Annotated in this window: 9 protein-coding genes; 4 read left to right on the top strand and 5 right to left on the bottom strand. The window is 37.6% G+C overall.

All coding sequences use genetic code 11. From position 1 onward, the window contains the following. The 4 genes from AC1M89_RS09690 to AC1M89_RS09675 all read left to right on the top strand — a co-directional run. A partial coding sequence (locus AC1M89_RS09690) for a DUF2345 domain-containing protein (RefSeq protein WP_481614148.1) occupies positions 1-518 on the top strand: 518 nt, incomplete at its 5' end. After that, positions 490-1,140 carry a hypothetical protein gene (locus tag AC1M89_RS09685; protein ID WP_481614147.1) on the top strand — a complete coding sequence of 217 codons (651 nt, stop codon included), beginning with the start codon at positions 490-492 and terminating at the stop codon, positions 1,138-1,140. The genes AC1M89_RS09690 and AC1M89_RS09685, both read left to right, overlap by 29 nt. Continuing rightward, entirely contained in the window at positions 1,133-3,610 is a 2,478-nt protein-coding gene (locus tag AC1M89_RS09680; RefSeq protein ID WP_481614146.1) for a T6SS effector BTH_I2691 family protein, read from the top strand. Before AC1M89_RS09685 ends, AC1M89_RS09680 begins: the two co-directional genes overlap by 8 nt. A gap of 7 nt (positions 3,611-3,617) precedes the next feature. Then, positions 3,618-4,706, top strand: coding sequence for a hypothetical protein (locus AC1M89_RS09675; RefSeq protein WP_481614145.1), 1,089 nt, complete (start codon positions 3,618-3,620; stop codon positions 4,704-4,706). A gap of 27 nt (positions 4,707-4,733) precedes the next feature. Here AC1M89_RS09675 and AC1M89_RS09670 read toward each other — a convergent pair whose 3' ends face one another. The 5 genes from AC1M89_RS09670 to AC1M89_RS09650 all read right to left on the bottom strand — a co-directional run bounded on the left by AC1M89_RS09670 (position 4,734) and on the right by AC1M89_RS09650 (position 11,173). Further along, positions 4,734-6,149 (bottom strand): efflux transporter outer membrane subunit, encoded by a 1,416-nt coding sequence (locus AC1M89_RS09670; protein ID WP_481609045.1) that lies wholly within the window; start codon positions 6,147-6,149, stop codon positions 4,734-4,736. Between the two features lie 12 nt (positions 6,150-6,161). After that, positions 6,162-8,138, bottom strand: a complete 1,977-nt coding sequence (locus AC1M89_RS09665) for a MacB family efflux pump subunit (RefSeq protein ID WP_481610172.1) — start codon at positions 8,136-8,138, stop codon at positions 6,162-6,164. Between the two features lie 2 nt (positions 8,139-8,140). After that, entirely contained in the window at positions 8,141-9,493 is a 1,353-nt protein-coding gene (locus AC1M89_RS09660; protein ID WP_481591672.1) for a MacA family efflux pump subunit, read from the bottom strand. A gap of 123 nt (positions 9,494-9,616) precedes the next feature. Beyond that, positions 9,617-10,603 carry a DNA polymerase III subunit delta gene (holA, locus tag AC1M89_RS09655; RefSeq protein ID WP_481591673.1) on the bottom strand — a complete coding sequence of 329 codons (987 nt, stop codon included), beginning with the start codon at positions 10,601-10,603 and terminating at the stop codon, positions 9,617-9,619. A 6-nt stretch (positions 10,604-10,609) separates the two neighbouring features. Then, entirely contained in the window at positions 10,610-11,173 is a 564-nt protein-coding gene (locus AC1M89_RS09650; RefSeq protein ID WP_481614144.1) for an LPS-assembly lipoprotein LptE, read from the bottom strand. Positions 11,174-11,257 lie beyond the last annotated feature (84 nt).

Genomic DNA, 11,257 nt, shown 5'->3' with positions numbered 1-11,257 from the left:
CGATCATGCTCTTGGCTTCACCAAGTTCAATTGCCGTAGAAAGTAACGAAGACATCCACCTCAGTGCAGATGGGCAGATCAACCAGATTGCACAAGGAAGCATTAACACCAGCACGCAAGACAGCATCATCGGACATGCCAGCAAAAAGATCAGCTTATTTGCCGCGCAAGAAGGGGCACGACTCTATGCAGGCAAAGGCAAGATTGAGATTCAAGCGCAAGGGGATGGTGCTGATCTGATTGCAAGAAAGGGTGTGCAGATTATTTCGACGGAGGATACGATTTATATCACTAGTCCGAATGAAATTAATCTAACCGCAGGCGGCTCACAAGTGAAACTAAATAGTTCTGGGATATTACCAACGACTGGCGGGAAGTTTGAGGCGAAAGCGGGGCAACATAAGTTCGTAGGACCTGTGGTAAGTAATAATATAAATTTAAGTTTACCAAGTCTTATGTGTGAGTATAAAGCATTAGATGCATCAGACAGTGGAAGTGCCGCAATTGAACTCGATTGATACAATAAGCCAAATTACTTTAGATTTTAATCAATTTACTGAGGCTAATTATGCAATCTTAGAGTCTGGTTTTTGGCCAGAACTGCATAAACTTTTTGATGAATTTGGTTTAACATATTATTTTGTGGGCTTAAATGTTTTTAAAAATAAAAATATTTGCCCTATATTAATTGATTTGAACAAAATGTCTTTTGATAAGAAAAAAATGATATGGGATGATTTAATTTCAATTACTACGCATTCCTATTTTTCTGAATTTGATAAAATTTATTTGTTGCAAAATTTAATAGAAACTAAATTGAATTTTGATGAGTTTTCTTTATTTCTTGATTCTATTATATCCTTTAATAAAAAAAATGTTTTTAGGGTTTACGATCCGAGAGTTGCTCTTCATTTAGCTGCTGTATTTCCGAATTTTTTGAATCTATCAAATAAAATTGAACGTTGGAGTATATCTATAAATGGTGGTTGGTACAGGTTAAATCTTTCGAAAAAAAATAATTTTAAAATAAATTTAAGTGATGTTGAAATAATCAATGAGAAACTTAGATATGAAGTAGATAATTCAGTATTAGATGTAAATTTAATATTGAGTAAAATATATGGTGAATATGATGTCTAAACTTCCAGACAATTCAAATTGTAAAACATGTAATAAAAAGGGATTGCCAATATATTTAACTAGAATTGGATATCACTCATCTACAAATAGAAAGTTAATTATAAATAAGCCTAATAATTATCCAGATCTTTCTGGCAAAGGTTCGTATGAATTAAAAAGTCTGAGAAATTTAGGGTATATATATGTTTATGATGAGTTAAAACCTAAAGAGATAACCTGTTATAGCAGACATGGTTTAACAAATACATTAAAAGTTAGTCAATTATCATCAACTAATAACACAATATGTAAAATTTGCTCCACTGATGGCAGTCGAGTACTAAATGGAATGTTAATTACCGTTCCTCAAGCTAACACTAAACGCAATGTCTGGATATGTTTTAGTGCACATAAATGGACAAAAAAAACTATCGATAATCATATCAAAGATTCAAAGTTTCGTAGTCATATGACTAAGATATCAATAGGGTCTACTACAGGTTTAGAATATGTTCCAATTAATAAAATAATGGAAATACATGATGAGGTAATAAGTAGATTCAAAAAAAACTTATTTAATACAGCAGAAAGATTGAATAAAGGAAAAGGATTATTGGTTGCATTACATGATCCAGTCATGTTAATGGCAGAAATTGAAACCGCTGTTGAGAAAAAATATGTAGCAGCTAATTCTATTAAAGGATACGAAAAGCAATCATTTACTCATCAAACTTTATTAGCTCTTGAAGAGGGTGTAAGAGAAGGGCTTGTATTAAATTATAAGTTTGGTGAGGTTAGAGATAAAGAGACTCAAAGATCTCGAGCTGCAGATTTAGTTTTAAAATCTGGTGATGTATGGAAAAAAAGTGACTATGATTTTGAAATTAGCAAACATCAGGATTTGAGAAAAAAGATCGAAGAAGAATGGAGAAAATATCATAGTAAAATTGATCATTCAGAAAGAAAGGATTGGCTGAAAAAATTTTCTGATGAAAAGAAGAGGCTACATGAAAATAATGTTTTACCCTTGTCGAAAATTTATGAAAAATGGTTGGATTGTAATAGAGTAGTAGCATACTTTTCTAATCAGTTTGATTCATCTGATATGAATAGTGGCATAGCTTACGGTAAAGAAATTATTTTGATGTTAGGTAGTATGGGGGTGCTTGATAATATTCAAAATAAATTGTTAAAGATGATGAGCTACAATGAATTCTCTTCAAAAAATTATATGCTAAATGTTTTTGTATTGAATCAAGATGTTTTAAAGGCGAAGGTGACAGATTCATTTAAAAAACTAAAACCAGATGTTGAAAATAAGTTTAGAGATATACCCTGGGATGGGCTTTGGGGAAGTTTCGCAGGTGCATTTCAAAATACTGTTGAGGGTCATGTTGATAAATTAGGTAGTGGTTTTGCAGTCGTTTTTGGTTCCTTATATATACTGTTAGCTCAAGGTATATTAAATGGATTAAATACAGGTTTAGCCGCAATCAGTTATGCTGGATTGTACAGAGTGAAATTCGAACCATTTATTACAAATAACATCAGAACAAGTAAATTGGCTTCAGTGTTAAGAAAAGAGATGATTCTAGCAGCAGCCAGAGAAAATCCTGCTTTAGCGCAGAGTATTAAAACAGATCCAAGAAATTTAAAATTCATGATTGATCAACATATTTTGGATTTAGCAACAAAAACGAATTTGAAAAAACATGTGGTGAAAAGAAACCTTGTAATTGTAAAAGGGGTTTTTAAGAATGTTGATAGTTTTGAACAAGCTTTAAAAGCGGTGACAGTAGATAATATAGATCTTAAAAATGCGGTTTCAAGTGATTTTGATCTGCAATGGCGTGATAGAGTAAAAACGTCAGTTCAAGAAACTCTAAATAGATCTGCCCCCAATGTAACTAAGATGTTTTTAGCTGGTAGTTCTTTAATTATTGGTGCATTCCAAACTTGGGTTTTTGTAAAGTTATGGGATGATGCCTATGGTGATGAAGTGATGGCGCATGATGCCCGGAATAATAGTTATAGAGCTTATGCAGGTGCGATGGCAGCAATTGCTTCGTTTGCACAGTTTGGTGATGTTCTTACAAAACAAGCTGGATTTATGAAAACTTCACTTAACCTAAGTGCTAGATTGCTAGGTGGGGGAGCTGCTCTTGCTGTTGGAGTCATGGATTTATTAGACGCTACCGATTCTCGTGTAGAAGGTAATTACAAATTAATGACTTTACAATTTATAAATGGAATTCTTGGCTTAGGTTTCAGTTATGCATTATTCAAAGGATTAAGCATTTTGGGAGTTTATGGATTAATTATCGCAGGTGTGATGATAGGATTGTCAATTATGATAGCTAAATATAAAGATAATGCACTACAAGATTGGGTCGAAAGGAGCTCGTTCGGGACTCTAAAAAATGATAGATACAAAACTTTAGATCAATTGAAATCCCAATTTGACATTTCACTAAAAGCAATCGCTCAATAGGAATATTATGCTCTATCATAAGCTATATGGTGTTACTACCAAATATCCGAAAGCTCAGAATATAGATCACTTACAGTCGTATTTAATTGAAGACTTACCTAAGGTAGAGCCTGTTGATTATGGTTATATTCGAGAATTAACCAATGATTGTATTGAATTTTATGATAAAAGTTTTTATGGAAGAGGCGGAATTGTAGGATTAGGCTTAATCGGCCTATTTTTTATTTTAATGCCACTAACTTATTTAATACCTGCTTTATTCACTAAATTTTTACAAGATCAGTATATTTTTATAGTATTATCAGTGTTTATACTTATTGGAGGATTTATATTCATAATATGGTTGATTGGAGTGAAAAATTTTATTTCATTTCGTCAATTTCCCATTAGATTCAATCGAACTTTAAAAAAAGTATATTTCCCTAAAATTGATGATAAAGAGTTTGTTGTTGATTGGGATGATTTAAATGTGACTGTAGAGAAAATAAATATAAAGTCAGATATCGAATATCATGAAATTAAATTTAAGTTTAAGGAAGATATTGAGCAACCTTTTTATTTGGTTAGAAAAGTCAGTGATGAAAAAGATCTATTGAAGTTTTCATCTTGTTGGCAATTTGTAGTGAATTACATGGAAGGTGAGGAATATAAACATATTAAGAAAAAAAATTATTATTCAAAAGTGTTTGGTATATTTAAAAAATCTTGGTATACATTCTTTGACAATGATTATGTTTTTAAAGAAAATAATATTAATTCGAAATATGAATATGTGGTTGATGAGGCTGGAAGTTTAAAACGAAACAAAATTATTAACTATGCTCGATCTTTCTTTTTCTTTTATTATCTTATTTCATTATTAGGTAATCTATTTATTCATGTGTTTAATAGAAATTATTCTTTTAAAGATGATCATGATGCTTGTGAGGTTGAAGGTGTTAGCTTAAATTCAAATAAATTTGGACTCACTCACTATTTAATATGTATTCTATGCGCTTATATAGGGTTATTGTGTTTTACTTCGTTTATTGAATTTATTATGCAAACACGAGGACGTGGGTTTGATAATTATTTGAAGTTTTGGAATTTTCTATAATAAAAAAGCCCTTTCGGGCTTTTTTGTTTAAGGCAATTGCTGAATCGGACTTCCACCCAATGCTTGCAATAACGTCACATAAGCATTGTACTGAGTTTGTTTGGCTTGAACCAAACTTAAACGTGCTTCACGTGTCGTGCGCTGGGCATCGATCAAATTTTTCAGCGCCACAGCACCATTTTTATAACGGACTTGGGTGAGTTGTTCCGTTTTCTCAGCGAGTTGAACATTACGTTCTTGTAAAGCGACTTGTTTGTCTATTTCATTACGTGCGGATAACGCATTTTCAACATCGGCAAATGCTTTATATAGCGTCTGACGGTATTGAATAATAGACTTTTCATATTCAAGTTCATTGACACGCAAATCACGCTTCATGTCATTCCATTGCAGGAAAGGGAGCGTAAGACCCGCACCCAATATCGCAGCAGGATTCGACAGCACGTTGCTGAGTGATGTGCTTGCGCCTCCTGTGCTAATGCTGCCAGTTAAATTAATCGAAGGATAATAGCTGGCCTTATTGGCATCTTTGTTCGCCAATGCTTTACGTAAACGTAACTCAGCTGCCTGCAAGTCAGGACGACGGGATAAAAGTTCAGCAGGTAAGCCCGATTGAATTTGAGGTAGGGCAGAACGTGGTAAGCGCTGTGGCTCCGCAATATTCAACTGTTGAACAGGTTGATTCAGTAAAACTGCAAGAGCAGTCCGTGTTTCAACTTTTTGCTGTTCGATCTGGCTTAACGTAGCTTTTTGACTTTGAACTGCTTGTTCGGCTGAAGTCAAATCAAGTCCAGAGACAGCCCCAGCACGATATTGGGTACGCACCAATTCATAAGTTTTCTGCGTACTCGCCAAATTTTGTTGAGCCACAGATAGGCGTTCATTAAGATATCCCAATTGCCAATACAATTGTGCAGTTGTTGCAATCAGGCTTTGTGCAGTGGCTTGTAAATCTTGCTCAGTCGCAAGTGCTTCCCATCGAGATGCTTCAGTTTGATTGGCCAATTTACCGAATAAATCCAGCTCATAGCTTAAGCCAGGATAGTTCAGTGAAATACCATTTGAAGAATCACCATCACCATCTAAACTAAAACGATGACCGACCGATGCACCTGCATTGCCAATACGCACACCTTGCTGACTTTCAGATTGCTTGGCTTGAATGCGTGCTTGTTGCAAATTAATCCCAGCAACAGCTAAATCAGTATTACGGGCAATCACTTGTTCAACCAATTGGTTGAGCTGTGCATCACCAAATAATGTCCACCATTGATCATGAAAAGCCTGTTGGTGGATATTTTGGCTGTGTTGTTGGCTGTTTTGAAAGCCCTGTGGAATATCGGCTGCAGGAGCTTGATAAGGCGTTTTCACTACAGCCGCACAGCCGACTAAAGAGCCTGTTAATGCTAAGGTCATGAACAGTTTATGAAGTTGATTACGCATAGTTATACCTTATTATTCTCTTGACAGTGCATCGACAGGATTTAAACGAGCAGCATTTCGTGCTGGGATAAAACCGAATACGATCCCGATTAAACTTGAACAAACGAATGCAGCTATTATTGATGTGGTTGAATACGCCATTTGGAACGTGCCACCAGCAAAGTGTGTAATCAGCTGACCAATTCCCAGTGATAATAACACCCCAAGGATACCGCCTAAAATACACACTAATACGGCTTCAATCAGGAATTGTTGCAAAATATCGCTTTGTCGAGCACCCACGGCCATTCGCACACCAATTTCTTGCGTTCGTTCAGTGACAGACACCAACATAATGTTCATGACACCGATACCACCAACGACTAAAGAAATCACAGCAATCGCAGAAATGAGTAAAGTCATTGTAGCGGTAGTTTGCTGGATGGTTTCACGAATACTGTCCGCATTTTGAGTGAACACGTCTTGCGCCCCGTGGCGTTGAACGAGTAAATTCAAGATTGCATTTTCAGCAGCAGTGCTTGAATATTCATCTTTTACACGAACGATGATGCTTCTCACATTCGACTGTCCAAGCATTCGACTCATGACGGTTGAGTAAGGGAGATAGACATTAAGACTATCTGAATTACCCATTGCACCTTGTTGAGCATCTACGATACCAATAATACGACTAGGTACACTGCCCAATAGAATTACTTGTCCAATAGGATCCGTACCATCGCTAAAGAATGTCTTTTGGGTATTGGTATCAATCACAACATCTTGGGCTTGTTCAGTAACACTATGTTTGTCAAATGGTTGACCTGATTTAAACGTTAAACCACGCACATAGAAAAAGTCTTCACTCACGCCATTGACTGTCGTGGATGCCTCTACATCTTTATATCTTCCTGTGACAGAACTATTGACTGAAGGACTGACTCCATCGACATAAGGCTGTTCCGCTAATGCATCAGCATCAGCAGGGATTAAGGTCTTGGCCTGAGAAGATCGGGAGTTATCACCAAAACCACGTCCTTGGTAGACCGTAATGGTATTGGTGCCCAAACTACTAATATTTTCTAAAATTTGTTTTTGTGATCCATTACCAAGTGCGACAACCGAAACGACAGATGCGATCCCGATAATGATTCCGAGCATGGTCAAAAAAGTACGCATTCGATGAGCATTCATGGCCAGAAGCGCCATGCGGAAAGCTTCACCTAAACGGTCTAAAGCTGAACGCCAAGACGATGTTTTCTTTTGCTCAGCACGAATCAATTCTTCACGTTCAAAGCCATCATCAATCTCAGGAACATTGGGTTCATCAGAAATAATATTACCGTCTGAAATCTCAATAATACGAGTCGCATTTTTGGCAACATTGTGATCATGAGTAACGAGAATGATGGTATGACCTTTGGCATTCAGCTCGCGTAAAATACGCATCACTTCAATACCGCTGTTTTTATCTAATGCCCCAGTAGGCTCATCGGCGAGAATAACATCACCGCCATTCATCAACGCGCGAGCAATCGAAACACGCTGTTGCTGACCACCTGAAAGTTGACTTGGGCGGTTTTGGGTTTTTTCACCTAGCCCTAAATCGGACAAAAGTTGAACCGCACGATCATGGCGTTCAGAAGCATCAGCGCCGGCATAGATCGCAGGGACTTCGACATTACCAGCTGCATTTAAGTCACCAAGTAAATGGTAGCGCTGGAAGATAAATCCGAAATATTCACGGCGTAATTGAGCAAGTTCGTCTGGTTCTAGCTCACGTGTTTCGCGTCCCTTAACCTTGTAGCTACCATTGGTCGGTTTATCTAAACATCCTAAGATGTTCATCAGTGTTGATTTTCCTGAGCCTGATTGACCTACAATGGCAACCAATTCTCCAGGATAAATCTCAAGATTTACCCCTTTTAGAATTTGCACAGTAGATTCACCAGCAGGGAATTCACGGGTCAGGTTTTTGACCTCGAGTAGAGGTGTTCTCGTCTGACTCATAATTACATTCTCATTGGACCAGCGCCACCACGTGCGCCACGTTTAGCTGAGTCATTTGATGAATCAGAGCCATCCGCAATTACAACTTTATCGCCTAATTTTAAACCGCGTAAAACTTGTGCTGTTGCACGGTTATTTAGACCGATAAGAACAGGGGTCGGTTTGACTGTGCCATCTGCTTGAAGTACGCGTACCATAGCCATGGAAGCTTTACCTTGATCGACTAATGTCTTTTCCTCAGCGGTTAATTCTAAACGCTTAGGACGATCAGCTGATGAACGTTCGGCACGCCCTTCACCACGAGCTTTTTCATTACGTTCTTGTGCATTTGAACCCGCATTTGCACCACGCTGGCGAGCAGGACGATTTGAGCTTTGAACAGCAGAAGATGGAATAGTCAGTGCATTCTTTACTTCATCTAACACGATATAAACTTGTGCAGTCATATCAATACGCAATTTTCCATCTTCATTAGGAACATCGAATAGAGCGTTGTAATACACAGCTGTGCTTGATGAAGATGAATTTGAGTTGTTGGTTTCTGTATTGATTGAGTTAGGTGCAGGTTCAACTTGACGCAGTGTTGCGTAATGCTTTTTCTCGCTATTACCTAAAGTAGTGAAATAAACAGTTTGACCTTCCTCAACACGCATAACATCTGCTTCAGAAATTTCAGCCTTAACCGTCATGGTGTCAAGTTTTGCTAATTTCACGATGGTTGGCGCGCTTTGATTCGCGTTCACTGTTTGACCTTCTTCAGTCACAATTGCCACAATTGTGCCATCCATCGGAGCAACGATACGGGTATAGCCTAAATCTTCTTTAGTCGTAGCCAGTGATAAACGAGATTGCTCGATTTGAGCATTCATCGCGACGATATCGGCTTGAGCAGTTTTATAACTTGCTAATGCGGACTCATATTCGGCACGAGAAGTTGCATCTTGGGCATACATGGCTTTTTGGCGATTATATTCCGCCTCAACTTTAGTCAGATTTGCTTGTTTGACTGCCAATTGAGCCAACTGATTTTTAATGCTGGCTTCAGCTGTTTTTAGATCATTTTCCTGACGAACGGAATCGATTTGAGCAATCAGTTGACCTTGTTTGACTTGATCACCCAGTTGTACATACATTTTTTTTACCTGACCTGAAACCTGTGCACCAACGCTAACCATTTTGGTCGCTTCTAATACACCTGTTGCAAGGACAGAGTTTTCAATATCACCACGTGTCACTTCAGCGGTAATAAACTGAGGTTGCTCATCTTTAGGTTTAAAGAAATACCAAGCTAAAGCGATAGCTGCAATCGTAATGATCGCGATGATAATCAATTTCGTTGGTTTTATTTTTTGCATGGCGATATTGAAAAATGACGGAAATTGAGAGAATTATAATGATGAAATAAGGATAAAAAGTGTATTTTTCTTAAATAAAATCAATAATCATTTTTATAGTTATAAATAGACCTTGCTCGTTAACTAAGCAAACAAGGTTTTTCCACATAATTCAGCAATGGCTTGTTGTATGAGGTGTTCTGGATTTTCATTATTTTTGCCTTTGATGGCAGCATCGATTCTTAATAGCAATTGTGGCCATGTGAGAAATTGCTTGGGATTAAGACGTCTCAAGGCTTGTTGATAAAGACTGACTTTGGTTTTCCAGATGCCGAGTTGTAATGCATTTTGTGGTTGCTCAAAAAGTTGCATCAGTAAGCGCATTTCTTTGCTTACCGTCCATAAGACCAAACTATGTGGTTCGCCAGCTTCGACTAAATATTGGTATATTTTGATCGCTTGGCTTAGGTTGCCTGAAATTAATGCATCGCTTAAGTCAAAAGTGGTATAGCGTGATTGATCTTGTAAGCATTCGAGCAAATGTTGCATTTCAAGATGCTGTACATCGGGGAACGTGTCTGCCAGACGCATTAAGCTGTTTTTAGCAGCCAATAAATTATGTTCGTGGTGGACTTCGAGCCATTGCCATGCATCTTGGCTCAGTTGAATCCCAATTTTATCAGCTTCTATGCTGAGTATACGCTGACGATCTTGCGCATAAGTTGCTGTAAGAGGAACCAAGACGCCATTGGCTTCAATCGTTTGAAAAAACGCCGACTTTAAGCTACTACTATCTTGCTTAGGCATAATGATCAACAACAAGTTGTGTTCATTATGCTGGATATAATGCTTGAGTAACTTTAACGCATTGGCATCTGGCTTAATGTTGCCATGGACCTCTACTGCGAGATTTTGTGAAAAAAGAGAAAGGCTGTTGAGTGCATTAAATACATTTTTCCAATCAGCAACGCTTTGGATGTCATAGCGTTCTCTTTCCACGTGATTGATGATCCAACTTTGACGGAAAGCATCTAAAAGATTTTGCTCAAGTAAAGGTTCTTGACCATGTAATACCCATGCACCACGTGCTTCGTTTACACGTTTTAATGCTTGTAGATAATCTAACTTCATTCTGAGTTACGGATTTTCAGAAGCAGTAGGTTCAAAAGTTTGTTGCACAGGTAACAGTACATTTGCTTCTGCTTTTGGCAGACGGTTTGCAGCAATTTGACGAGAGATCTGTTGAGCGACATCGTCAATTAAGATTTCACTGAGATATTTATTTTGTTGATCATCTGTGTTCACGGTTGCAACATTATATTGATATGTACGTGTCGCATTTAAAGTTCGAGGTTTTGTCACCAAGTTACCTTGACGATCTTCGATTTGGAAAGTCACAGAAAGTCTGAGTAGAACTTCAATGAGTTTGCCGTTGAGCTCATGGCGAATTGGCTTATAGTCAATGATACGCAATACATATGCATCGTTAGAGTTACTTAGTTGCACACCTGCAGCAGTGAGATAAACACTGAGTTTACGCTCTAAATCAGAAGTATTGGCAGGGAGTGCTAATTCAAGCTTTGTATAAGCCAGTGGCGTTGAAGTTGGATTGGTCCCTTTTAGATGAAATCCACAGCCGACCATAGTTGCGCTTAAGCCTAAAGTTAGAACAGCAATAGCTAAACGTTTGCTCAAATGCATTGTAGATCCTCTGTGTATTTCCTGAGACGCAGGATAAATTTTGAATATTCTGATTGTATGTGCAAAGCCCGTTGACTGGCAACG

Source organism: Acinetobacter sp. ANC_7635 (assembly GCF_056779945.1).
The sequence above is the reverse complement of the archived record's forward strand: the minus strand, read 5'-3'. Positions and strand labels throughout refer to the sequence as shown.

What these genes read in the sequence shown, in the direction of transcription:
- AC1M89_RS09680 (WP_481614146.1), top strand. Translation starts at nt 1,133, where the DNA reads ATGTCTAAACTTCCAGACAATTCAAATTGTAAAACATGTAATAAAAAG.
- AC1M89_RS09675 (WP_481614145.1), top strand. Translation starts at nt 3,618, where the DNA reads ATGCTCTATCATAAGCTATATGGTGTTACTACCAAATATCCGAAAGCT.
- AC1M89_RS09670 (WP_481609045.1), bottom strand. Translation starts at nt 6,149, where the DNA reads ATGCGTAATCAACTTCATAAACTGTTCATGACCTTAGCATTAACAGGC.
- AC1M89_RS09665 (WP_481610172.1), bottom strand. Translation starts at nt 8,138, where the DNA reads ATGAGTCAGACGAGAACACCTCTACTCGAGGTCAAAAACCTGACCCGT.
- AC1M89_RS09660 (WP_481591672.1), bottom strand. Translation starts at nt 9,493, where the DNA reads ATGCAAAAAATAAAACCAACGAAATTGATTATCATCGCGATCATTACG.
- holA (WP_481591673.1), bottom strand. Translation starts at nt 10,603, where the DNA reads ATGAAGTTAGATTATCTACAAGCATTAAAACGTGTAAACGAAGCACGT.
- AC1M89_RS09650 (WP_481614144.1), bottom strand. Translation starts at nt 11,173, where the DNA reads ATGCATTTGAGCAAACGTTTAGCTATTGCTGTTCTAACTTTAGGCTTA.